Below are 23,003 nucleotides of genomic sequence, written 5' to 3' on the forward strand. Positions count from 1 at the left end.
AGTAAAAATAATTTTGGCTGAAAGATGACGGTTACCGAAGATTAAAGAAAGTTTTTAGCCCACCTTGTTTTTATATCCAAAGTTTCATTTTACAGCTAATTTGAGACACAAATTTTGTTTGTCTAAGTTGTCATTATATGAATCCCGATCAGATTTATATAATAATTTATGGCGTCTACGTACTAATTTTACACTAGCAAAAGAGACCGTCTCACAACTCGTAAAAACGGCCTTTTTTACTAAATTTTCCTGTATCCCTCCTGTATGAGAAGGATTTTCGTTTAAAGATTCTCAACCCACATGGTTTAGTTATGATACACCCTCCTCGTTACGGTTTTCCGTAATGAAGATGTTGTTTTTGTTTGTAATATTGACGAAACAATTAAATTAATAATTATGACATTATATCATTTATCTTATGATGTGAAAAATTGTGAAAGTGATTTTAAAAACGATCATAATAAAGCAAGAAAATTTTTATTATGTGTTCTTGCCTCATCTAACTTTCATCAAATATATAGATATACAGAATCAACATTTTTAATAATATATAAAGATTTTGAACCAGATAAATTTTTTGGCTTCATTGAAAAAAATTTAATTAAATATTTTTATTATTCGGTCTCTGTTGTTAGTATTAATGAGGAAAACAAATATATTACTCGAATAAATGGAAACAAACAATTACACGACAGCTTGCAAGAAGAAATTACAAAAATTGATTGTTCAAATTTAGATAAGCCTATAACGGATTATTAATTTATTATATTTTCAAATATTTTACAGCAAAAAAATTAAAAACTCATTAATTCAGCTTTAATGTACACATCTGGTCAAATGAATCTAAAATTTTGTATGACTTACCAGTCTGGAGTACCTTCAGCTATAAGAGCGCAAGGGTACAGAGTACAGCAAATGAATCAAGATATAATAAATATGTAAGTATGATTAGGTTTCTTTTTATCATTCTTATCTCTATTCCCGAGATACTTAATTCCCAAACAAAAAAGATCCATATAAAGTATTTGAATGTTCGTTCACCTATTGCAAATGTATATGAAGACCTTTATACAGATGGCTTAAATGTTCTATCAAAACAGGATGGTAATATTATGTTTAGCGATGGTAAAAAAGGGAAAATACAAAAAGATTTTTTACTTTATCTCTAAAATAAATCCTAGAGATCAAAACAAAGATTTTTTCTATACCCAATACTTGGAAAATGAAGGAGACTTTTTTATTCATGATAATGTTCCCGATATTATATGGGCAATAGATTATAAGACTTCTAAAAAGATTCTTGGTTATGAATGCTTTAAAGCAACAACTGTTTTTCGTGGTTCATCGGTTACGGCTTATTTTACAAAAGAAATACCGTACCCTATTGGTCCCTTTAAATTTTATGGTCTTCCGGGCACCATCCTTGATGTACGGGTAGACAGTAAAGATTATGACATATGGAAAGCGATTAGTGTTGATCTCAATGACAAAAGCAAAATTGACTTCAATCCACAGTTTAAAACTTTTACTAAGATACAGGTACAGGACTATATTCAATTAAAGGATGAGAAAGGGAATCAATATATGAATAATGCTCAGGTTGCCGGAAGTACCGGAAAAATAGTTACTGTAAGACCTCATCTTGAAAAAACATTTGAATGGGAAGAAAAACCATCTCATTGATATTAACTTATCATTCGTTCTGAAAGGATCCCCTTGGATGCTTAAATTTTTTCACCTTTTTTTAACAGATTTCAATCGGAGTATCAAATCTTTCTTATTAGGTAGTTATATATTAGTTCAGTACTATAAGTTAAAGCCAGTTTATAAAAAATTCACTCAAACCCAGATTCAAGTGAATTATAATCCTATTAGAAATTAAAATATGAAAGACTTAACCGTTGAACCTTGCGGTTCTCATCGGTACTATTTATACTGATGGTTTACGTCGTTTCTGTGTTCCATGATCTCCAGATTCTGATCTACAAAATAGGCACTTCCGAATCCGTTTACATACGAGCCCTTGATCGGATGAAGACCGATTAAGATGAAATCTTTCATTTCAGCGATAACGTTTACTACTTTTCCGTGCATTTCCTTCAGTTCGACAACAACGGTATTCCAGACTTCAGAATCTCTTTCAATCTGCGAGGTTGACGCCTCGATCGTCAGTCTTTCACGGGCATAAATCTGCTTGGTTGAGGATTCATCTTCAATAAACATCACTGAAGTTTTTCTTCCGTCAGCCAGGTTTTTGGTATGCTTTGCCATGAATGATACTAAAATGTAAAAAGTGTTGTTCATTTCAACAAAAGGTGTATAACTTGAATTGGGAATTCCTTCCGCATCAACGGTGGCTAAAATGACACTCCTGGTGCGGGCGATCAGTTCCTTTACTTTCGGAGTTAGAGGCTTTGCCTGTTTCTGAGCGTCTTCCTGGGTATGGGTATGGTTCATAGAATAAAAAATTTATTATGGCAAAAATAGTTTATTTAGAATAAAGAAAAATAATATTGGCTATGTAAAATCTCATATGACCGAATTGATGTGTCGTTTTTGTATCTGAATTATAAATCGTAATTTTGCAGTTCGTTATCAATTGAATTAAAACCTTATTCATTACATATGAGTACTACAACACAATACGTTCCTTACAAAGTGAAGGACATTTCCCTTGCTGAATGGGGAAGAAAAGAAATTACCCTTGCTGAAGCAGAAATGCCTGGTTTAATGGCCATCCGTGAAGAATACGGGCCGTCACAGCCATTAAAAGGAGCAAGAATCGCAGGATGTCTTCACATGACGATCCAGACTGCTGTGCTTATCGAGACGCTGGTTGCTTTAGGAGCTGAAGTTACCTGGTCTTCTTGTAATATTTTCTCTACACAGGATCACGCTGCTGCCGCCATTGCTGCTGCAGGAATTCCGGTTTATGCCTGGAAAGGTTTAAATGAAGAAGAATTCGACTGGTGTATTGAGCAGACTTTATTCTTCGGTGAAGACAGAAAGCCGTTAAATATGATCTTGGATGACGGTGGAGATTTAACGAATATGGTTTTCGATAAATACCCTGAATTCACAAAAGATATCAAAGGACTTTCTGAAGAAACAACTACCGGTGTTCACAGACTGTACGAAAGAATGAAGAACGGAACTTTGGTAATGCCTGCCATCAACGTTAACGATTCTGTAACAAAGTCTAAATTCGATAACAAATACGGATGTAAAGAATCTGCCGTAGATGCGGTAAGAAGAGCAACCGATGTGATGTTAGCCGGAAAAAGAGTGGTTGTTTGCGGATACGGAGATGTAGGTAAAGGAACTGCTGCTTCTTTCAGAGGTGCCGGATCTATCGTTACGGTTACGGAAATCGACCCGATCTGTGCGCTTCAGGCTGCTATGGACGGTTACGAAGTAAAAAGATTAGATACTGTTGTTGATAACGCAGATATCGTTATCACGACTACCGGTAACTTCAACATTGTAAGAAAAGAGCACTTCTTAAAATTAAAAGATAAGGCGATCGTTTGTAACATCGGACATTTCGATAACGAAATCGATATGGCATGGTTAAACGAAAACTACGGTCACACCAAATCTGAAGTGAAGCCTCAGGTGGATATCTATACCCTGGAAGAAGGTAAAGAAGTAATTATTCTTGCTGAAGGCAGATTGGTAAACCTTGGATGTGCTACCGGTCACCCGTCATTTGTAATGTCCAACTCTTTCTCCAACCAGACTCTGGCTCAGATCGAACTTTGGAACAACGCTGCAGCGTACAAAAACGAAGTGTATATGCTGCCTAAACATTTGGATGAAAAAGTAGCTGCTTTACACCTTAAGAAATTAAGTGTAGAACTGGAAACGCTTTCTCCTGAACAGGCTGAATACATCGGTGTAGACGTGAAAGGACCGTTCAAACCTGAGTATTACAGATACTAGAAAATGATTTAATCTGTAAGATCCTGCCGAATTACAGATGAATCCTGATATACAGAACTCTCCGAATCATCGGAGAGTTTTTTAATGATTCTAAATTATTGATTATTTTTATTTTGCACATTAAAAAAATTATGACACGAATGAAAAAATACTTTCTTTTAAGCATGATGAGTTCAGTGGTATTCTTCACAGGCTGCAACAGTAGTGATGATACTGCGGTAATAATTACAGATCCTGCGGTTGCACCGCCTGCCCTGTTAAGCAAAATTATAACGGTTTATTATGATAATCCGGCAAATCCTGAAACTACTGTAACAACGCTGGAATACAATAGCCAGAAGCAACTCAGCAAAATTGTATCTGCCGGGAGAACTTCGGTTTTTCAGTACGATATGGCAGGAAGACCTATTAAAACAAACTATTATAAAGCGGATGGCAGTTTAGAATATTACGCCGAATATATTTATAATGGTGAACAGCTTGAAAAAGTTAAATCCATCTACAGCAATTCAGACTATAACCGGACAGTAAATTACACCTATAACAATGGTAAAGTAAGCGGATATACCCAGTGCCAGTCCGGAGATTGTACAAAGCCAAGTACCTCATCATACACTTATACCGGGGATAATATCTCTTCAGAAATCTCTGTAAGCGGAGGAACATTTTCATATACTACAAAAAGAGAATTCACCTATGATGGTAAATTAAATCCTTTTTCTTACACCAATAAATATTTTAAAGTGTCTACTGGCGGAGCCTATGCATTAAGTTCAAATAACTACACTACCGAAAAAATCAGTTATAAAGACAACGCTGGAAATTGGATTAATAATCAAAACATCATATATGAAATTCAATATAATGATAAGCAGTTACCAACCCAGGTGATCGGAAAAGAAAGCAACGGAAATATATATGTGAAACATAATTACGAATATATCACGCAATAAGACCTTCAGAACTTCCCTTTTTTGTGGCGTTTTTTAAATTAACATTATTCTTACTTCTTTTTAATGACATAACCAATTCCTTGGATTTTCCCGTCCCGGAATAGTAAAAAATCTATATCTTTGAGAACTTTGATAAAAAAACATTAAACATGAAAAAACAAAAGGTATCGAATGCATTTATTGCGGCATCGTGGATTGCATTGGGAGCCGGTATGATCGGTTTTATCGTAGGATTGGTGAGAGCAGAAATGCTGCTCAATGAGAAAGGGTATTATTTCACGATCCTGTTATACGGTTTATTTGCCGTGGTCTCTTTGCAGAAAGCAGTGCGTGATAAGTTGGAAAACATTCCGGTAACGGATATTTATTATGGAATCTGCTGGTTTGCGACGCTGTCCTCCATTGTATTACTGGCCATCGGGCTTTGGAATGCAACCATCCTTCCGAGTGAAAAAGGGTTTTATGCATTTGCCTTTTTGCTGGCCCTGTTCGGCGCTATTGCCGTGCAGAAAAACACAAGAGACAATATGCTTGAGCAATAAACACGACTCTCCTGTTTTGGGAGAGTTTTTATTTGCTGTTAAAATAAAAACATTCGCCCCGCAAAATTGCGGGGCGAATGTTTTTTATGATGTCATAATAAAATTAATCATACTGGTTAGGGTGCAGCGCCTTAATATCATCCACTGTACCCAATACCTTATCCTTCAGAGCATCCTGATAGTTCTGAAGGCGGCCTGCCACCTGAGCGTCTCCGGTACCGATGATCTTCGCCGCTAAAATTCCGGCATTCAGTGCGCCGTTTAAAGCTACGGTAGCTACAGGAATACCTCCCGGCATCTGAAGAATAGAGAGTACAGAATCCCATCCGTCAATAGAATTGCTGGATAAAATCGGAACACCAATGACCGGTAACGTGGTACAGCTTGCCACCATCCCCGGAAGATGCGCCGCCCCGCCTGCTCCGGCAACGATTACCTTCAACCCTCTTTCCTGAGCTGTTTTGGCATAGTCAAACATTCTCTCGGGTGTTCTGTGAGCAGAAACTACGGTCAGCTCATACAGAATGTCTAAAGATTTCAAAAAATTTGCAGCCTGTTCCATGATTGGCAAGTCGCTCTGACTGCCCATAATAATTCCTACCATTCTTCAGTTTATTTGATGTTCAAAGATAAAAAATTAATAAGGTTCGTGCAAAAAGGCGCAAAAGTTGTTCTGTCACCTGAAGACAGTGGAAACTGTATTCATTCCGTTTATTAAAGTGCATCGTTTTGCTGATTGCTATTGATATGAAAGATTATAAACTTACATTCGCTATTCTTACTGTTGCCATTGTCTGGGGAACTACATTTCTTTCAATCCGTGTTGCCGTAGAGACCATTCCGGCCTGGTTTGTTGCCGGGATCAGGCAGTTTCTGGCCGGGATTATTATGCTTATTATCCTTCTTTACCGGAAACAGTTTAGCTGGATCGGATGGAAAAATCTTGGATATCAGCTGATTTTTTCGTTACTGATGCTGGTTATTGCTAATGGCTTAACGACTGTTGCAGAGGAAACTATGACCAGTAGCCTTACTTCTCTGATCAGCGCTACTTCGCCTATCGTCGTATTTTTGGGCAGTCTGGCTCTTGGATTACAGAAATTTACCCTCCGGGCCTTTATCGGATTACTGATGTGCTTCAGCGGAATCGTCTTTATTTTTTGGGATGGAATAAAAGATCTTGCCAATCCTGAGTACCGGATCGGGATCGTACTGCTGTTCACGGCCATCTTGGGATGGGCTTCAGGGACTCTTTTTACAAAAAAATTAAAAATACAGAGCAAAAGTATATCACTGAATCTTTTTTATCAGTTTATTTTTGCCGGGATATTACAGCTTATCTTCGCTTTTTTATTTTCAGAAGATTATAATTTCGGAAACTGGAGCTTAAAAAGTTTTGCTGCGATGCTTTACCTTGCCCTTTTTGGTTCCGTAGCGGCATTTTTCGCGTATCATTACGCGCTGACCAAGGTTTCCCCGGTACAGGTTTCCATTCTGGCCTATGTCAACACGATTATTTCCATTTTCCTGAGCTGGCTGCTTTTAAAAGAAGAGATTTCAGCAAAGTTTATAATCGCGGCCGTCCTGATTATTTTTGGAGTATTTGTCATTAATTATAATCCACAGATGTTTAAAAAACAAAGAATTGAATGACCTGATACTATTCGGCTTGATGAATTTTTATCTTTGCCGGAACTAAGGAGAAGACTTCTCTCACATCCGCAAGTTTTATTTTTTCTTTTTTTTCTTATCTTGTTTACACCAAGACAGACAATATGCAAAAAAATATTATTCCTTTTCTATCTGTTATTGTATTACTGCTGACAGGTTGTGATCATAAAGACAAAGAAAGAAATATCGCACTGCGGGAGCAGCAGCTGTTGGAAAAAGAAAAATCATTCGCAAAAAAAGAACTCGAATATCAGTCGCTTCTGAAAATGAGAGACAGTATTTTCGCTAAAAAAGATTCTGTACAGATACTGAAATGGCCGGAAGAAATTGCGGGTTCGTGGAATGGCAAAGTGATCTGTACAGAGTCCAACTGCAGCGATTATGTAGTGGGTGATCAGCGAACAGATACCTGGGAATTCGATAGCGATTCGACACAGCTGGTTACCAAGATCATTAATAACAATAACCTGATCAGAGTCTATTCAGGAAAGTTTGATCATAATGAAATTAAGCTGAATTTCAAGACCGATTCCACCGCCGCAAAAAAGGTGGAAATGAATATTCTTCTTAATGATATTTCCGACAATAAAATCAGAGGAACACGCACCATCACTGTTGATAACTGTATGGCCAAATTCTCTGTAGAACTGATACGTTCCACCAAATAAAACACTTATGATTTTGCTGAGCATCCATAACCTGAGTCTTCCGATAGAAGATCCGGTACTTAAATTCTTACTGGTACTGATTATCATTCTCGCAGCCCCTCTTCTTCTGAATAAAATCAAAGTTCCGCATCTTTTGGGGCTGATCATTGCCGGTGCGGTCATCGGACCGAACGGCTTTAATGTTCTGGCAAGGGACAGCAGTATCGTTGTTACCGGAACTACCGGACTTCTGTACATCATGTTTCTTGCAGGTCTGGAAATCGATATGGGGGACTTTAAGAAAAACAAATGGAAGAGCCTTACCTTCGGGATTTATACCTTTGCCGCTCCTTTTGTTTTAGGATATTTGGGAGGATATTACATCTTACATTTTTCGATGCTGACCTCTGTACTGTTCGCCAGTCTGTTTTCATCACATACCCTGATCGCGTATCCTTTAGTCAGTAAATTGGGGATCTCCAAAAATCTGGCCGTGAATATTACGGTAGGCGGAACGATGATCACCGATATTTTGGCACTTCTGGTGCTGGCAGTGATTGTAGGAATGTCACAGGGAGAGGTAGGAACGGAATTCTGGATCAAATTATCCGTATCATTCATTATTTTCGGACTGATTGTCCTGGTTATTTTTCCTATGATCGGACGATGGTTTTTCAAAAAAGTAGATGATAAAATATCGCAATATATTTTTGTACTGGTGATGATTTACCTGGCAGCCCTTCTTGCAGAACTGGCAGGTGTAGAAGCCATCATCGGGGCATTCTTTGCAGGATTGGCCTTAAACAGGCTGATTCCGCATACGTCCTCACTGATGAACCGGGTAGAATTTGTCGGAAATGCTATTTTTATTCCTTTTTTCCTGATCAGTGTCGGAATGCTGATTGACTTTACGGTATTCTTTAAAAGCTGGGAAACGTTAGAAGTTGCCGGTATCATGCTGGTCGCTTCCATCGGCGGAAAATATCTTTCGGCGGTTGCCACACAGAAAACATTCAGACTTTCTAAAGAAGAAGGAAAGCTTATTTTCGGATTAAGTTCTGCATCTGCGGCAGCTACACTGGCTTCTGTAATGGTGGGATACAATATTATTCTTTCTGAAACTGAAACCGGCGAACCGATCCGTTTGCTGAACGAACATGTGCTTAACGGCAGCATTCTTCTGATCCTGGTCTCATGTACCATTTCCTCATTTATCTCGATGTCGAGTGCACAGAAAATAGCGGAAAGTGATAATGAAGCTACCGTCTCAGGAAACAATCACGAAGAGGAAAATATTCTCCTGGCCATCAATCACGAAGAAACGGTAGAAAGAATGGTGAATCTGGGAATTCTGATAAAAGCGCATACCAACAGGGAAAATCTCTCTGCCCTGAATGTCATTAATGAAGATAAAAACGAGTCTTCTGTAAAAAATGCCGAGAAACTGCTTCATAAAGCAACCGATTCAGCAGCGTCGGCAGATGTTTCCTTAAAAGCCCTGAAAAGATATGACAATGACGTGGTGAACGGAATCAATAATGTCATTAAAGAACAGAATATTACCGACCTTATCATCGGGCTCGAAAACGAAAAAGGCTTATCCCCTTCTTTTGTTTATAATCTTTATAACGGTTATCTGCAGAATGATGATGTGAATGTTCTTGTGTATCATGCTGCGCAGCCTCTATCCACCATAAAAAAATATGCGGTGATGATTCCTGAAAACGCGCACCGGGAAGCCGGATTTTTCCATGCTCTGCTGAGGGTCTGGAATATCGCCAGGAATTCCGGGGCAACCATGGTTTTCTATACACCGGAAAATATTCTGGACATTCTGCAGAGAATCCTTAAAAAAGCCAATATAGAAGCTGAATTTATCATTATGAAAAGCTGGAAGGATGGTGAGAAAACCGCTTCGGAGCTGAAAGAAGATGAGGCCCTGATTCTTTTTATGGCAAAAAAAGGAATGCATTCATTTATTCCGCAGATGCGACTGATCCCGAAGCTATTAAACAGAAAACTGAATGATAACAATTACCTGCTGATCTATCCGTTTTCAGAATATGACAAGACGAGTTCCGAAAAACGTTCTGTCGGAAACCATGATGATTTTATGGAAATCGGAAATGTGATCAAGAAAATTTTCAAGTAAACAAGTAAAGAGAATAACATTTAATTTTGCCTTAAAGAATAAAGAATGAAAAAAAATAATCCTGGAGAAATTAAATTTTCTTCGGCTTGATGTAAATTTAATTTTTAATAATTGGAAACATATAAAAATATTGTGATCCTATCTATTCTTTATGGTAGATAATGCTTATTTGAACTCCTGTAATGTTGTGATTGCTTCACAGGGAAACCATTTTATTTGGTAGTGTCTCACTAACTGTCTGAGTAAAAAAAGTTATTCTGGAAATTGTGAGCCCTTAGAGCTCAGAAATTTTACGAAATAAGATGCCTTTTCAAATATCATTTACCCTGTTTAATTTTAATCATGGGCAAATGCCCAATAATCTTTTTCATCTAACCCTATATTCACACAAAACGGCCCTCCAAAGACAATTTTATCTGTTAAAAAGATATCATTTTTAAGTAATATTCCCTGAACTTTTAATCCCCATATCTCATCCTTACCAAAGGAACTATAGTGTGATTTTTCTTCATTGTTGAGTATATCCCCAACAATTGCTAAAGTATGTTTAACCCCTATATCAGAATAAGAAAAAGAGGTAACTTTATTATTTCTGTCTCTTAAAAAATAACAAGGCGCTTTTATTTTAATTTTCCCTGAAATTCTGTATTTATTAGAATCTGTAATTAATTTTCCTACACCGCTGCTGTCAATTAACTTTAACTTAACTCCATCAATTACGGTAGAATCTGTTACTGTTATGCTATGATTATTACGGCCAATCTCCATCTGATTCTTCTTTTCACAGGATAAAAGAAAGATACTTATTATAATAATGCACAATATTTTCATCTCTTTTTATTTAAATTACAAACCAGAACCAAATTTCTGTTCCCTTCTCTAAATAATCCAGACTCCCGGCTTTTAAAGATATACCGTTCCATAAATCAATATGATCTGTAGCTCCCCATCCATCCTTTATAAAAACAATTCCTTTGTGTCTGAAACTTTTGTGATTCATTTTGGGGTACTTTTTTCTTTCGAGCTTTAATCTGTTTCCAAAAATTTCAGGATGCATATGAATCCAATCTGCTAATTCTTGGGCTCTCAATATATGCCTGAACCCATCTTTGTGCTTTTCCCAACACCTTGCTCCATGAAAAGAAACCAGATAAACCTTAGAATCATGCAATGCCTGGCTCATTCTAATCGCACATTGGTTTTGAAACAGTGCTTCATTGCAAGGCTTGTAACGTCCGGGGTGATTTTTCCATAAATCATCAAATCTCACCATTATGAAAAATTTATTACTGTAATATAATACTATTTTTTAATTCACAATCAAGGGAACCCGTACTATTATAAACTGATAATGACCTATTTCCAAAAAACTGAAACATTTAAATATAGTTTCTTTGCAAAACAATAAAAAAAGCAAACTTTCACAAACTCAGACCATCAAGATTCCCTCATCACCTTCCTCACCAGCTCCTCAATCACCCTACTCTTCTCCTTTTCAGTCTCTAATAACCGCTCGTATAATTTTTTATTTTCTTCATAAGATTCCAGCAGCTTATCCAACGGATTGAAAGTAGGCTGATAAATCTCTGTCCGCAAAATGGCGATAGCGTTATCATTTGTATTGAAGGTATTCGAAATAATATTAAAGAAAGCATCCTCCGAAAAATTCTTCAGGGCTTCCACAGAGATTTCCAATGCTTCGGCAATCGGTACCAGTTTGAGATCTTCCAGTGTTTCGGCATTTTCCAACAGGGATACTTTCTGCTGGCTGATGCCCAAAATTTCGGCCAGGGTTTCCTGCTTCATGCCGCGCATTTCCCTGATTCTTGCGATGTTTCTCCCGATATGTTTCTTTGTTGTAGCGGTCATAGGTTGAGATTTGAAATCAAAGATATAAAATTATACGGTATTCTGCCAGTCCGGTTTTTTACATATCCCATTTGGTATAATACCACTTCCCGTGGTTCGGTACCATGAATTGTGTGGATAACTTGCTGAAAAATCTCAGATTATGTCACACTGTACACCTTCCGCAAAATCCATTCGTATGACCAGAAACTGACGGATATGAAAAACTCAGAAATTGATCGAATAAAAATGCCCCGGAAGTTTGTCAACTTTCGGGGCCCTCTATTTAATCATTCTGTTTAATATAATCAGTAAAATTATTCTGCGATCACCCGCACCATTTCTTTTACGGTTACCAGTTTTTCCATCAGTTCTTCTCTGGATTCTGCTAACACATTGATGTGTCCCATCTTTCTTCCGGGCTTGGTTTCTGTTTTTCCGTACAGGTGAATATAGGTTTCCGGCATCTTCAGGACCTCATCCATCCCTTCGTATACGACCTTTCCTGAAAAGCCTTCTGCTCCCACCAGATTCAGCATTCCGCTGTAGATCACAGCATCGGTATCAGCCAGAGGTAAATTTTTTATCACTCTGTACATCTGTTCAAACTGTGAATTGGCGTTTCCTTCCTGACTCTGATGCCCTGAATTGTGCAGTCTCGGAGCAGTTTCATTCACCCATACTTTTCCTTCTTTATCTAAAAATAATTCGATCGCAAAAAGTCCCGGAGAATTAACGGCATTCAGGAATTTTTCTGTGATTGCATCGATCTGCTCTTCGATAGCTTCATCCAGAAATACCGGACAGATATTAAAATCCAGTAAATTAAGTTTCGGATCGGCCACCATTTCGGTCACAGGAAACGTTTCAGTTTCTCCGCTTTCATTTCTGGCAACGATGACAGAAAGTTCTTTATCAATATCTACAAGACTTTCAATCACAGAATCCTGTAGCCACAGATTCTTCATCTCTTCAGCCGTACGGATTACCTGAACTCCTTTCCCGTCGTATCCGCCGGTGTTCATTTTCTGCACAAAAGGCAATGGCATTCTGATCTCATCCGAACTTCCGTCCATTACTTCGAATTCCGGGCTTGGAATATCATGATTTTTATAAAATTGTTTCTGAAGGATTTTTTGCTGAATCGTCTTGATGATCGCTGCATTAGGAACCACTTTCACCCCCTGATTTTCGAGCTCGGCAAGAGCATCCGCATTCACATGTTCGATCTCAATCGTCACGACATCCTTATCCTTTCCGAAATTCAGGACGGTTTCGTAATCGTTGAAACTTCCCTGTGTAAAGTAAGAAATATTGTGGCAAGGGGCATCAGAAGCAGGATCCAGCGTATAAAACTCGTCATCGTATTTCAATGCTTCCTGGATCAGCATTCTCCCAAGTTGTCCTCCACCTAAAATTCCTATTTTCATTTTTTCTTTTTATTTTTTCTGTTAGATTTAATTTGATAAACATTTGTTCCCTGGCAGGGAAGACTTATTACTGAATTTTATCAACTTTCAGATAACCTAATCCCATTGGGTTTTCCTGATTTTCGGCATCAGACCTGGTCAGGATGATGGAGTATTTTTCTTTCATCCTGGCGGGAAGAATATCATTTACGTTGAAAATATCATCGATATCCACTCCGTACTTATCATCGATATGGCTCACGGCTCCTTCAAACCCCATGGTTTTATAAAACGCGGTCGATTTTGCTTTTTTTACAATTTCTCCCATCGATGCTCCCACCATCAGGTGCTGTTCGTGAAATTCTTCAAAATATCCTCTTTTGTAACCGCCAAGGTTTACAAAATACAGCTGATGCAGCGATGGACGATCTGTTTTTTCAATAATCTTTACTTCATATCCGTCTGCAAATTTCACTTCCTGATAAGCGTCGACGTGAATCTTCCCATGGGCTTCTTTCCAGAAATTTTTCATATCCGGAACGAGGTCTTTCAGACTTTCCGCAATTCCGAAAAACACATCGTGCTGCTCAATATTTCGTCCTTCAGGGGTGGCCCCGAGGATCACGTAGAATAATTTCAGGTCATTTTCCATACTGCAAAAATACGTCAAATTTATCTTTTTTAAACGTTTGGCAGACTACTACAATAGTTTTATATTTGTAGCATGTCAGAAATTATTATTCTCTTCCTGGGAGCAATTTCGGCGGGACTTCTGGGTTCGCTGACAGGTTTAGGAGGAGGGGTTATCATTATTCCTTTATTAACGTTGGGTTTCGGTGTTCCTATGCATTATGCCATCGGTGCTTCCCTTATTTCTGTAATCGGAACGTCTTCAGGAGCGGCAGTAGCTTTTGTGAAAGAGGGCTTCACGAATATGAGAATCGGAATGTTTTTAGAGATTGCCACTACATCGGGTGCTATTATCGGAGCTTTGGTTTCGGGAATGCTTAATCCCAATACCATTGGAATCATCTTTGCCAGCATACTTCTTCTGACTGTTATTCTGAATCTTAAAGGCAAGCCCGATCATCAGGAACCCGTTATCAAAGGCAGTCTGGAAGATAAACTGAAACTTTACGGCACTTTTCCTGATAAAGGGGTGGTAAAAAGCTATTCGGCAAAAAATACCGTTCCCGGATTTATGATGATGATGTTTGCAGGGGCCATGTCCGGACTTTTAGGAATCGGTTCCGGTGCATTGAAGGTTCTGGCGATGGACAATATGATGAGACTTCCTTTCAAAGTTTCTACAACGACCAGTAATTTTATGATCGGGGTCACGGCAGTGGCCAGCTCGCTGATTTATTTTCAGAGAGGAGAAATCGTTCCGGTGATCGTAGCTCCGGTACTTATCGGTGTCGTAGTAGGAAGTTTCATAGGATCTAAGACGCTGATGGTTTCCAAGACGAAAAAGCTTAAAGTGTTCTTCGCCATTGTCATTACCATTTTATCCATTTATATGATGTATAACGGTATTAATAAAAGTTTCAGATAATGAAAAAGAATTTCACGGATGTAGATCTGAACCGTTCGGTAGGAAACCTTCTGAGGCTGGGGGTTATTTTATCTGTTGTCACCTCACTGATCGGTTTTATCAAACTGTTTCTGGAAGGCTTTAAAATGCCGAAAAAGTACACTTCCCTCGACATGGGATCCTCTTCTGAAAAAGTATGGGGACAGTTTTGGGATTCGCTGTGTAAAGGAGAAGGAATGGCAATTATTCAGCTGGGAATTCTTCTTTTGATCTTTACTCCTCTGATGAGAATTATTTTCGCACTGATCGGATATCTGAAAGAAAAAGACTATGTTTATGTAGTCATTTCTTCCATCGTTTTAGCGATTATGGCGGTGAGTTTCTTTACAGGATACGCGCATTAATTTACATTTCATAAAACTCTAACGGAAGCTGATCGGGATCCCGGGTGAAAAAAAATTCTTTCCCTGTAAATTCGTCGGTTCTTATTTCCTCACACATCAGCCCTTTCTGAATTAATTCCTGGCGTTTTTCATATACATTTTCCACTGAAAAAGCAAGATGCCTCAGTCCGCATGACTCGGGACGGGAAGGTCTTTCAGGAGGATCAGGAAACGAAAACAGCTCGATGACATAATGATCTCCGATGGCAAGATCAAGTTTATAAGACTGCCTTTCCTCACGATAGACTTCCCGGATGATATTTAACCCCAAAATTTCAGTATAAAATCTTTTAGAAATCACGTAATCTGAACAAATGATGGCGATATGATGAATTTTCATATTAATTTTCGCAATTTTCTTTTCTTCTGGTATCAATAAGGTATTGAATTTTCCAGGTATTATTTTGTTTAACCAATTGGAAACTGTTGGCGCCGCAGTGGGTAAATTTATCTTTTAAATAAAACTGATAAGGCGTAAAAATACTCGCCAGATTACCGTCAATATTTATAGATCCCACGGTGATTTTTTCATCCAGTTCATTTTTTTCTGCTTTTGATATGGAAGCAATGAAATCCTTAACACTTTCTGTCTTCACACTCCCGTCTTTCGCTACGGTCTGGATAATAGCCGTATCTGTAAAAACAGTACTTACCAATTTGGAATCGGCATTTTTCATGCCCAGAAATAAATCTTCAACCGGCTTCTGGACTTCTTCTTTTGAAGATAGCTGGGCAGAGCATAAGCCTGAAAAAAACAGTCCTGCCATAATTAATTTATTCATGTTATATCTTATTTGAATAAAAATAAGGAAAAATAGGTTTCGGAAGGAAAAAAAAGCTTGAACAATGCACAAAGTTTAAAAAACAATTTGCTGATATCCGGATAAATAAATTAATTTTACATGCTTATTTTAATAATATATGGGGACAGCTTATCTGATTTTAACCGGATTGTTACTGATTTTAACGATACTTCCAAAAATTCAAAATCCTCACTGGATATTTCGTGTTCCTGAGTTTGGTAAAATACAGATTGCTTATTTTATCATTTTCACTTTCCTGTTCGGATTTTTCACGGGGAATCCAAAAGGCTTCTGGTATTGTCAGGCACTTTTAATCATTATGCTTATCCATCATGGGATCATCCTTATCCGGTACACGCCTCTTTACCGCATCAGGAAACATAGCCGGGGAGCCCGGTCGTCTGAAAAGCTGAGTTTTATCTCTGCCAATGTTTATCAGTTTAATAAAGAATACCAACGTTTTATCAATCTCATAGAAAAGTACCGTCCCGAAATTTTTATTACGATGGAGAGTAATGCAGATTGGGAAAAAGCATTGGTTCCGCTGGAGGAAAAATATCCTTACCAGCATAAAGTCACCCTTGAAAATACATATGGAATGCACTTTTATTCCACCATTGAAATACAAAGCTCAAAAACGCATTTTTTCGTTGCGGATGATATTCCTACTATTGAAGCCCATCTGAAGACCGGGGACGGCTTTAAATTCGTATTTTTCGCTGTGCATCCCCCACCTCCCAGTCCCACTGAAGAGGAAACCTCCAAAGAAAGGGATGGTGATCTCCTGAGTACGGCAAAACGGATACGCAAAATCGAAGACCCGGTACTTGTTGCGGGAGATTTCAATAATGTCGCATGGTCGAAATCTTCCATTCTGTTCAGAAAAACCAGCCATCTGATAGATCCCCGGATCGGACGTTCTTTTGTTTCTACTTTTCATGCAAAATACAAACTGCTGAGATTCCCGATTGATCTGATGTTCCACAGTGAAGAAATATTTATTGAAGATCTTAAAACACTGGAAAATTTCGGATCCGATCATCTCCCTGTTTATTGTGAGTTTTTTATAGATCATCAGAATGAAGAGCAGGAAGAGAGAATCGATCACGCCACCGATGAGGAAAAAGCGGAAGCTGAAGAGATGATCCGCGAGGGTAAAAAAGAAGACGGAGACCGCGATGCAGTGGTGACAGAGGATTGAGAATTTTAGCTTTGTTAAGAAAAATTGCAGTTATCCTGTCATTACCCGGTAAGCAACAATCTCGACTTTTTTTATTGCAGTTATGGTATCAATAAAATTTTTAAGTTCAAAAGCAAGCAATTACCATCCTGAATTCGATCCTCTCATCAAAATGGCAGGAAGAAAAAATCAGAAGAATTTAAAGAAAAAGAACTGAAAAGCTCAGGTCGAAGCACCAAAACAAAAACTGTTGTATCGGTGTAATTTCATCCGAATTGGATATGTTCAAAAGTAGAGTTTTTTGGAAAGGTCATTTTCTAATTGTTCGTTGATACAATCTTTTAAAGATTATATTATTGAAATTTCATTGATAAGAATATTTATTCAACTAATGGATAGACTACCTATATAGTCAACAACCAAAAAAGATCAGTTGTTTACTCATCATTTTCTAATTCTATCGGGTTTTCGTATTTTTTATTTTCTTCTTTTTCTTTTTGTCGTTGCCTTATAGTTTCCTGCCCTTGTATAATAGTAGTTCCGTAACTTGCGAGTACGCCAGCGGTATTTGCATCAGCACTTTTAATTGCCTGTTTTAATTTTTGCGGTGTCGTTTCTATGGCTTCTGTATATCTGCTCTTTTTAATGGTAATTAATTTATCATTTAATTTAGATGCAGATATAGATTTTACTAATTCAAAATCATACTCTTCTTTATCATCTGTTATTTTGACAATTAGTCCTGGTAAGCCACTAAATTTATATGGACCATAGGGCAACGGAATTTCAGGAGAATACCATGCGATCCAGTTTCGACCTTTAAAATTAACCTCTGCTTTCTTACAAGTAATTGTATTGATTATTTTTGTTTCATCTATAAGTTTCCAATTTTTTATTACGGGTTCTTTATACGTAAGTAATGACATTGAAACAGACTCAAAAAACTGAACATTTTCATTTGATTGTATAATTGTATAATAGAACTGGGTTTTTGGTATATTCATTCCTTTTGTACTTAAAAGAATCCCACCATGATCCAATTTCTTGTGTTGGACTGTCTGGAATGTAGAATCTCTCTTAATTGATTGTCTACTTGCAAAAAATGCACGTTTATCACTTACCTGTAACGAAAAAAATTCTTCATGTTTATAATCACAAGTTAATGTACTCAATTTGGCTTTTAATAAATAGGTAAATTCACCACGCAAAGTATCATTTTTATGTAATTGAGAAAAAAATAAGACATTAAAAAATAAGACTATTAATTGAAATAATTTTTTTAAGTAATACATAGAACTATTTTTGATTGCAAAAAAAATGCACTTATAACTTTATCGGGTCATAAGTGCAAATAATTAATATGATGAAAATTAATTACAGTAATTTTTTTCAAGTTCAGCAAGCCACTGATTTGCTTGTGCAGGAGTCCAATCCTGAGTTGTGGTAGCAGTCTGACCACAAAATTCTGCGATCCAAACTTGTCTGCCCCCTCCTTTTACAGTTTTAAGGTCCTTACGAGATAATTTTTTCAGTTTTTTCATAATTGTGAAAATTTAAGATGAAGCTATAAATATATACAATTAATTCATGTCTGAGAGATATTTTTTATTATGTTAAGTATCTCATTTAGTGTGGAAACCCGTAAGTTATATTTGAATATAGATGGCTAAATTGTTTTTATGACGTAAATAAAAAAGCATTCTTAACGAATGCTTTAGGTATTTTTTGTACAGGTCAAATAATTAATATCAGTCCAAAATTTCAAAACCAAAAGTTGTTTAATTATTTAGTATATTATTATTATCATATTTTATCTTAAAACCTCATCACATCTTTTACTACTCCATTATTTTGAGTATGTTGCAGTAATTCTTCCTGAATAAAAGATTGAACCGTTTCCTCGGAGCCGTTATTAGGGAATAAAAGATGAACATTTGCTCCTGCATCCAGTGTAAAGAATAACGGCAAACCGGTTTCTTTTCTGAAATCCCAGATTTTATTAATGACTTCCAGCGTTCCTGTCTTCATCAAGATAAAAGCAGGATCACTCATCATCATCATGGCGTGAAGGGTAAGCGCTTCATGTTCCACCAATTGTATGAAGGCCTGCAGATCGCCATTTTTGAGTATTCTGATCATCGGTTCAAAATTATCCCTTGCTTCCTGAAACCTTCTTTCAGCATACGGATTTGTTTTCATCAGCCCATGACCTACCGTTGACGAAACACTTTTTTCTCCTTCATGGATCAGTAAAACCCAGTCATTAAAATCCCTGAAAATTTCGTGAACCTCATCATCAGGATATTTTACGGCAAATAAATCTGAGCTTTCCCTTACCTGGGACTGTCCCCAAACTGCTAAACCGCTGTAAATACTTCTGCATGCACTTCCGCTTCCTAACCTTGCTAAAAAAGAGGCTTTTTTTAATGACTCTTCGTCTGATGTTATTCCCGAAAAAGAGGCATCAAGGCTCATCAGACATTTGGCAATAGCGCCGAAGCCGGAAGCTGAACTTGCAATTCCAGAACTGTGCGGAAATGTATTTTCAGTATTGATGATATATTTCCCCTGCAAAATCCACGGAAGGTACTGTTCGATATTATTAAAATATTTTTCTATTTTCGCAGCAAATTTCTGCTCTTCTTTCCCTGATAAAAATGTCTGAACAGAAAATGGTTCATGGGCTATAAATTCCATCGCAGTCATGGTTTTACAATGACTCAGGGTATAACTGATGCTTGGATTGGCCGGAATCTGGTTATCGTATTTTCCCCAATACTTGATCAAAGCAATATTGGACGGGCAGCTTTCTGAAACCGTTTTTGAATTGATATTGAAATCTTCCTGTCCTAGAAATTCTTGTGTTGTCATCATTTTTTACTGTTCATATATCATCCTGAATGCTGACCGGAATCTGCCGGTCATGGTTCATTGGACGGAATTTAAGAATCTTACTTTAAATTTACCCTAAAGATACTACATAATTTATTACCGGATCGCCAGCGAATAACGGTTAATACATTTTCTCGATAAGATCTGCATATTTTTTCAGCACCACATTCCTTTTCACTTTCAGCGTAGGCGTGATTTCTCCTGTATTGATGTCAAATTCAGCAGGCATTAAAGTAAATTTTTTCACTTTTTCGAAGTCTGATAAATCATGCTGCAGTTCTTTAATCTTATCTTTATAAAAATCGTGCACCGTCTGATTTTTCACCAGCTCTGCCCAATTGGTAAATGGGATATTATTTCTTTTAATGAAATCTTCAAGGAACTCAAAATTAGGAACGATTAATGCTGAAACGAACTGCCTGCCTTCCGCAATCAGGACAATTTGCTGAATAAAGTTATTATTTGTAAGAAGATTTTCAATCTGCTGTGGTGCGATGTATTTTCCGTTGGAAGTTTTCATCAGGTCTTTCAGCCGGTCTGTGATGATCAGGTTTCCTTTTTCATCGATCTTTCCGGCATCTCCTGTTTTAAACCAGCCGTCTTCAGTGAAGACTTTCTGAGTTTCTTCGGGCCTGCCGTAATAGCCTTTCATAATTCCGTTTCCTTTTGCCTGGATCTCATCGCTTTCTCCGATCCGGAGTTCCACTCCCGGCAAGGGTTTTCCGCTTGTTGCATGCTCAAAATGAGTTAACGGAAAAAGTGTGAGTGTAGCTGTGGTTTCAGTTAAGCCATATCCTACCGTTACATGTATTCCCACCGATTCAAAGAACCTTGTCACTTCCGGAGACAAGGAAGCGCCTCCACAGGGAAGAAACCAAAGTCTTCCGCCCATTCTTTGTTTAATTTTACTGAAAACCAGCGCATCAGCAATAGATTCTTTGATCTTTAGACCTAAAGGAACCGGTTGTTCATTTCTCCTTAATTCTGCAGTCTGCCAGCCTGTTGCCACAGCCCAGTCGAATATTTTTTTCTTTAGGGATGAGCCTTCCTCAGCCTTTTCCAGAACTCCGGCGTAGACTTTCTGAAAAAACCGCGGCACAGCACACATGGTCGTAGGCTTTACCTCTTCCAGGGCTTTTGATATATTTTTCGGATCTTCGAGAAAATAAACTCTTGCTCCGCCATACAGGCAGAGTAAGCTCCAGCTTCTTTCAAAAACATGGCTTAAAGGCAGAAATGCCAGTGACAGCTCTTCTTCAAAATTTTTAAATTTGAAAAATTCAAAATGAGCATCGAAAGCTCTGATAAAGTTCCCGTGAGTCAGCATAACGCCTTTAGGGGTACCCGTTGTTCCTGAGGTATAGATGAGTGTAGCCACGTCATCGTATTCTTTTTTACAGATTTCAAATGTCGCCGCTGCTTTTGCAATAAAATCTTCCAGATAAAAGCTGTTAAACTCTTTCTTGATCCAGACTGCTTTTTTTGAAACGATAATCAGCTCAAGACTGCTGTTATCTTTCTGCAACATTTCCAGACAGGCATCGTACTGTGCCTGATTCCCTACTAAGATGGCTTTGGTCTGAGAATCATTGATAATATATTCTGCCTGTTCTGCATTATTGGTCGAGTAAACCGGAACAGTAACCGCTCCCACAGACATGGCTGCCATATCAAAAATCATCCATTCGGAAGAGTTATCCGAATATATGGCGACATGGTCATTTTCCTTAATCCCGGCCTCTTTCAGTGCATTGGCTGTTTTAAAAACAATATCACCGAATTTTTTCCAGCTGATTTCTTTCCAGCCTTCTTCTTTCTTTTTAAAGCCTATTGCAGATTTTACAGGATGTTTTTCTATATTCTTATTAATAATTGCCTCTGCAAGGTTCATTTCTTCAGCTTTTTGTCGTTAATATAATTTTTAAGATGAAAATCAATGCTTTCCGCAACAGGAATAAACTGATAATCGATTCTGTCCCTGATTTTTTTATTGGAAACAATATTAAGGGATGAAATAGCGTCTATATTGGATTTTGTAATCATCCTCAGGGGCGGGATCAGCCATCCGAGAAGGATATTAGCCCATCTTCCTGCATTTAACAGAGATTTTGTGAGCACTTTTGCTTCTTTCAATCCCAGTTTCGGCCTGATCTGCCGGGCGAGCTCTGTATATTTTTCATTTTCTGAAATGATGATAAAACGCTCTCCGAAGATATTTCTTTCCATGAGTTCTATAGAGACTCCGGCAACATCTCTCACATCTGCATAGCTCGTTCCTCCGGAAAATGTAAATCCTGTTTTTTCAAAAGTCGGAAAAATTTCCCCGCTGCTCCGGCCCCAGTTTCCGCTTCCGATGATCATTCCCGGATTTACGATTATGGTATTCAGGCCTTCTGCAGAGGCTCTCCAGACTTCCATTTCGGAAAGGTGTTTAGAAACAGCGTAGGCTGAATGCTCGTCTTTCGGATTAAAATCGGAGCTTTCATCCAGTTCTCCGTTTTCATTAAAGAGATCTAACACTGCGATGCTGCTTACGTGAAGAAATTTCTGAACCCCGGATCCTTCGCAGGCGAATAATAAATTTTCGGTACCTTTTATATTGGTATGGTATATTTCCTGATCGTCTTTGGGATTGAAGCCTACTTTTGCTGCACAGTGATATACTTCATCCACTCCCCTGAGCGCATCCTGCAAAGAATGAATATCATCAAAATCTACATCCACCCAATCAATTTTATTAAAAAATTCATCCGGATTTTCCGTATAAAATCTATAGGAATGTTTTACATCATTGATATTGCTGGCAGGTCTCTTGGCTGCACGTACGTTTTTGCCCTTCTTAAGAAGTTCCAAAACAATGACTCTGCCTAAAATTCCGGTGGCACCCGTTACAAAAACCATCAAATTATATTTCTGCTTGATTAATGACTAAATATGATATTCATCCCGGAAATTTCTCATTTTTCATAAAAAAAATGATCCGAAAA

General features: G+C 37.8%; 25 protein-coding genes. 11 read left to right on the top strand and 14 right to left on the bottom strand.

Features of this window, described 5'->3' with window-relative positions:
• The first annotated feature begins 396 nt into the window (after nucleotides 1-396).
• Nucleotides 397-759 (top strand): hypothetical protein, encoded by a 363-nt coding sequence (locus ODZ84_RS07710; protein ID WP_266176401.1) that lies wholly within the window; start codon nucleotides 397-399, stop codon nucleotides 757-759.
• Nucleotides 760-1,101: 342 nt separating this feature from the next.
• On the top strand, nucleotides 1,102-1,683 hold the full coding sequence (locus tag ODZ84_RS07715) for a GLPGLI family protein (protein ID WP_266176402.1): 582 nt from the start codon (nucleotides 1,102-1,104) through the stop codon (nucleotides 1,681-1,683).
• Nucleotides 1,684-1,926: 243 nt separating this feature from the next.
• Here the strand turns inward: ODZ84_RS07715 and ODZ84_RS07720 are convergent, their stop codons facing one another.
• The gene (locus tag ODZ84_RS07720; protein ID WP_266176403.1) at nucleotides 1,927-2,457 is read right to left on the bottom strand and encodes a HugZ family pyridoxamine 5'-phosphate oxidase; all 531 of its coding nucleotides are present in this window, start codon (nucleotides 2,455-2,457) and stop codon (nucleotides 1,927-1,929) included.
• A gap of 168 nt (nucleotides 2,458-2,625) precedes the next feature.
• On the opposite strand from ODZ84_RS07720, the gene ahcY reads away from it, so the two are divergent.
• From ahcY to yiaA, 3 genes are all read left to right on the top strand, one after another.
• On the top strand, nucleotides 2,626-3,942 hold the full coding sequence (ahcY, locus tag ODZ84_RS07725) for an adenosylhomocysteinase (RefSeq protein WP_266176404.1): 1,317 nt from the start codon (nucleotides 2,626-2,628) through the stop codon (nucleotides 3,940-3,942).
• A gap of 140 nt (nucleotides 3,943-4,082) precedes the next feature.
• Complete coding sequence (locus ODZ84_RS07730) at nucleotides 4,083-4,895, top strand: hypothetical protein (RefSeq protein ID WP_266176405.1); 813 nt, start codon at nucleotides 4,083-4,085, stop codon at nucleotides 4,893-4,895.
• Nucleotides 4,896-5,044: 149 nt separating this feature from the next.
• A complete protein-coding gene (yiaA, locus tag ODZ84_RS07735) occupies nucleotides 5,045-5,437 on the top strand; it encodes an inner membrane protein YiaA (protein ID WP_266176406.1) in 393 nt (130 codons plus the stop codon).
• Nucleotides 5,438-5,540: 103 nt separating this feature from the next.
• On the opposite strand, the gene purE is transcribed toward yiaA, so the two are convergent.
• The gene (gene purE / locus ODZ84_RS07740; RefSeq protein WP_266176407.1) at nucleotides 5,541-6,041 is read right to left on the bottom strand and encodes a 5-(carboxyamino)imidazole ribonucleotide mutase; all 501 of its coding nucleotides are present in this window, start codon (nucleotides 6,039-6,041) and stop codon (nucleotides 5,541-5,543) included.
• Between the two features lie 143 nt (nucleotides 6,042-6,184).
• Between purE and ODZ84_RS07745 the strand changes: the two genes are divergently transcribed.
• From ODZ84_RS07745 to ODZ84_RS07755, 3 genes are all read left to right on the top strand, one after another.
• Nucleotides 6,185-7,090: a DMT family transporter gene (locus ODZ84_RS07745; RefSeq protein WP_266176408.1), complete on the top strand. Its 906-nt coding sequence runs from the start codon at nucleotides 6,185-6,187 to the stop codon at nucleotides 7,088-7,090.
• 122 nt (nucleotides 7,091-7,212) lie between these two features.
• Complete coding sequence (locus tag ODZ84_RS07750) at nucleotides 7,213-7,776, top strand: hypothetical protein (protein WP_266176409.1); 564 nt, start codon at nucleotides 7,213-7,215, stop codon at nucleotides 7,774-7,776.
• A 7-nt stretch (nucleotides 7,777-7,783) separates the two neighbouring features.
• On the top strand, nucleotides 7,784-9,907 hold the full coding sequence (locus ODZ84_RS07755) for a cation:proton antiporter (RefSeq protein ID WP_266176410.1): 2,124 nt from the start codon (nucleotides 7,784-7,786) through the stop codon (nucleotides 9,905-9,907).
• 336 nt (nucleotides 9,908-10,243) lie between these two features.
• On the opposite strand, the gene ODZ84_RS07760 is transcribed toward ODZ84_RS07755, so the two are convergent.
• The 5 genes from ODZ84_RS07760 to ODZ84_RS07780 all read right to left on the bottom strand — a co-directional run bounded on the left by ODZ84_RS07760 (nucleotide 10,244) and on the right by ODZ84_RS07780 (nucleotide 13,804).
• Nucleotides 10,244-10,675 (bottom strand): hypothetical protein, encoded by a 432-nt coding sequence (locus ODZ84_RS07760; protein ID WP_266176411.1) that lies wholly within the window; start codon nucleotides 10,673-10,675, stop codon nucleotides 10,244-10,246.
• Between the two features lie 73 nt (nucleotides 10,676-10,748).
• Nucleotides 10,749-11,180: a type VI secretion system amidase effector protein Tae4 gene (locus ODZ84_RS07765; RefSeq protein ID WP_266176412.1), complete on the bottom strand. Its 432-nt coding sequence runs from the start codon at nucleotides 11,178-11,180 to the stop codon at nucleotides 10,749-10,751.
• 164 nt (nucleotides 11,181-11,344) lie between these two features.
• A complete protein-coding gene (locus tag ODZ84_RS07770; protein ID WP_266176413.1) occupies nucleotides 11,345-11,776 on the bottom strand; it encodes a helix-turn-helix domain-containing protein in 432 nt (143 codons plus the stop codon).
• A 296-nt stretch (nucleotides 11,777-12,072) separates the two neighbouring features.
• Nucleotides 12,073-13,185, bottom strand: coding sequence for a 5-(carboxyamino)imidazole ribonucleotide synthase (locus ODZ84_RS07775; RefSeq protein WP_266176414.1), 1,113 nt, complete (start codon nucleotides 13,183-13,185; stop codon nucleotides 12,073-12,075).
• Between the two features lie 67 nt (nucleotides 13,186-13,252).
• Complete coding sequence (locus tag ODZ84_RS07780) at nucleotides 13,253-13,804, bottom strand: DUF1543 domain-containing protein (RefSeq protein WP_266177335.1); 552 nt, start codon at nucleotides 13,802-13,804, stop codon at nucleotides 13,253-13,255.
• A gap of 84 nt (nucleotides 13,805-13,888) precedes the next feature.
• Between ODZ84_RS07780 and ODZ84_RS07785 the strand changes: the two genes are divergently transcribed.
• Together ODZ84_RS07785 and ODZ84_RS07790 are read left to right on the top strand one after the other, a co-directional pair.
• On the top strand, nucleotides 13,889-14,719 hold the full coding sequence (locus ODZ84_RS07785; RefSeq protein WP_266176415.1) for a sulfite exporter TauE/SafE family protein: 831 nt from the start codon (nucleotides 13,889-13,891) through the stop codon (nucleotides 14,717-14,719).
• Nucleotides 14,719-15,102: a DUF1634 domain-containing protein gene (locus ODZ84_RS07790; RefSeq protein ID WP_266176416.1), complete on the top strand. Its 384-nt coding sequence runs from the start codon at nucleotides 14,719-14,721 to the stop codon at nucleotides 15,100-15,102. The genes ODZ84_RS07785 and ODZ84_RS07790 overlap by 1 nt, the downstream gene beginning before the upstream one ends.
• Before the next feature lies 1 nt (nucleotide 15,103).
• Here the strand turns inward: ODZ84_RS07790 and gloA2 are convergent, their stop codons facing one another.
• Nucleotides 15,104-15,481: an SMU1112c/YaeR family gloxylase I-like metalloprotein gene (gene gloA2, locus ODZ84_RS07795; protein WP_266176417.1), complete on the bottom strand. Its 378-nt coding sequence runs from the start codon at nucleotides 15,479-15,481 to the stop codon at nucleotides 15,104-15,106.
• 1 nt (nucleotide 15,482) lies between these two features.
• A complete protein-coding gene (locus ODZ84_RS07800; RefSeq protein ID WP_266176418.1) occupies nucleotides 15,483-15,923 on the bottom strand; it encodes a nuclear transport factor 2 family protein in 441 nt (146 codons plus the stop codon).
• A 139-nt stretch (nucleotides 15,924-16,062) separates the two neighbouring features.
• Here ODZ84_RS07800 and ODZ84_RS07805 point away from each other — a divergent pair, with 139 nt between their 5' ends.
• Complete coding sequence (locus ODZ84_RS07805; RefSeq protein ID WP_266176419.1) at nucleotides 16,063-17,145, top strand: endonuclease/exonuclease/phosphatase family protein; 1,083 nt, start codon at nucleotides 16,063-16,065, stop codon at nucleotides 17,143-17,145.
• 416 nt (nucleotides 17,146-17,561) lie between these two features.
• On the opposite strand, the gene ODZ84_RS07810 is transcribed toward ODZ84_RS07805, so the two are convergent.
• The 5 genes from ODZ84_RS07810 to ODZ84_RS07830 form a co-directional block, all read right to left on the bottom strand.
• On the bottom strand, nucleotides 17,562-18,416 hold the full coding sequence (locus ODZ84_RS07810) for a GLPGLI family protein (RefSeq protein ID WP_266176420.1): 855 nt from the start codon (nucleotides 18,414-18,416) through the stop codon (nucleotides 17,562-17,564).
• Between the two features lie 78 nt (nucleotides 18,417-18,494).
• Nucleotides 18,495-18,665 carry a bacteriocin-like protein gene (locus ODZ84_RS07815; RefSeq protein ID WP_266176421.1) on the bottom strand — a complete coding sequence of 57 codons (171 nt, stop codon included), beginning with the start codon at nucleotides 18,663-18,665 and terminating at the stop codon, nucleotides 18,495-18,497.
• A gap of 274 nt (nucleotides 18,666-18,939) precedes the next feature.
• On the bottom strand, nucleotides 18,940-19,995 hold the full coding sequence (locus ODZ84_RS07820; RefSeq protein WP_266177337.1) for a diphosphomevalonate/mevalonate 3,5-bisphosphate decarboxylase family protein: 1,056 nt from the start codon (nucleotides 19,993-19,995) through the stop codon (nucleotides 18,940-18,942).
• Between the two features lie 142 nt (nucleotides 19,996-20,137).
• Nucleotides 20,138-21,907, bottom strand: coding sequence for an AMP-dependent synthetase/ligase (locus ODZ84_RS07825; RefSeq protein ID WP_266176422.1), 1,770 nt, complete (start codon nucleotides 21,905-21,907; stop codon nucleotides 20,138-20,140).
• Nucleotides 21,904-22,917, bottom strand: coding sequence for an NAD-dependent epimerase/dehydratase family protein (locus ODZ84_RS07830; RefSeq protein WP_266176423.1), 1,014 nt, complete (start codon nucleotides 22,915-22,917; stop codon nucleotides 21,904-21,906). Before ODZ84_RS07830 ends, ODZ84_RS07825 begins: the two co-directional genes overlap by 4 nt.
• Nucleotides 22,918-23,003 lie beyond the last annotated feature (86 nt).

The sequence above is a fragment of the Chryseobacterium fluminis genome (assembly GCF_026314945.1).
In the GTDB taxonomy this organism is placed as follows: Bacteria; Bacteroidota; Bacteroidia; order Flavobacteriales; family Weeksellaceae; genus Chryseobacterium; species Chryseobacterium fluminis.